At 48.3% G+C, this 787-nt stretch carries 1 protein-coding gene and 1 pseudogene; both read left to right on the top strand.

Annotated elements, in window-relative coordinates; genetic code table 11:
* Positions 1-54: 54 nt before the first annotated feature.
* Positions 55-462 (top strand): annotated as a pseudogene (locus P5683_RS25440) (IS4 family transposase); the annotation flags it as partial.
* A gap of 63 nt (positions 463-525) precedes the next feature.
* Positions 526-787: IS630 transposase-related protein (locus P5683_RS25435; RefSeq protein ID WP_315642127.1), on the top strand; the 262-nt coding region annotated here is incomplete at its 3' end.

Genomic DNA, 787 nt, shown 5'->3' with positions numbered 1-787 from the left:
TTCTTCTGTAGATATCCTTGCCATTATACGTCCTAACTTTTCTGTCTTGTGCTATACAAGCGATTACAACGTTTTTTTCGGCAATTCAAATTTGACCGGGCAGAGATTGCCCGTTTCGTCGTTAGCCTCATTGACATTCCCCAACCTTGGACTCTTAGTCTCGACCGCACCTGTTGGTCTTTCGGTCAAACCCATTTCAACATCTTGATGTTGGCAGTCGTCCACGAGGGGATTGCCTTTCCCCTGCTGTGGACGATGCTTGACAAAAAGGGCAATAGCAACAGTGGCGAACGCATGGACTTATTCGACCGCTTCGAGGCACTATTTCCTGACGTGGAGGTGGCTTGTCTGACCGCTGACCGGGAATTTGTGGGGCGAGATTGGCTCTCGTATCTTCTCATCGACCCCGAGGTTCCTTTCCGCCTACGCATCCGCCACAGCGAGCTGATTAGTCCTAAGTTATAGCACAAGACAGGAAAGTTAGGACGTATAATGGAGAGGACGAGATGACTAAGAAGACCCAAAATGCCAGCCCCCTATAGTTACGACCTCAGACAAAAAGTTATTGATGCAATTGAACTAGACGGTATGCCCAAAACAGAAGCCAGTCAAGTTTTCCATGTCAGCCGGAACACCATTAATCTCTGGCTGCAAAGAAAAGCACAGACCGGAGACTTCCTCCCTAAACCTAATCACCCACCTGGCAATAACCACAAAATTACCGACTGGCAAAAATTCAAGGCTTTTGCCCAAGAGCATGGCCACAAAACCTCCGCTCAAATGGCTC

It is taken from the genome of Limnospira sp. PMC 1279.21 (assembly GCF_032349615.1).
Classification (GTDB): domain Bacteria; phylum Cyanobacteriota; class Cyanobacteriia; order Cyanobacteriales; family Microcoleaceae; genus Limnospira; species Limnospira fusiformis.
The sequence above is the reverse complement of the archived record's forward strand: the minus strand, read 5'-3'. Positions and strand labels throughout refer to the sequence as shown.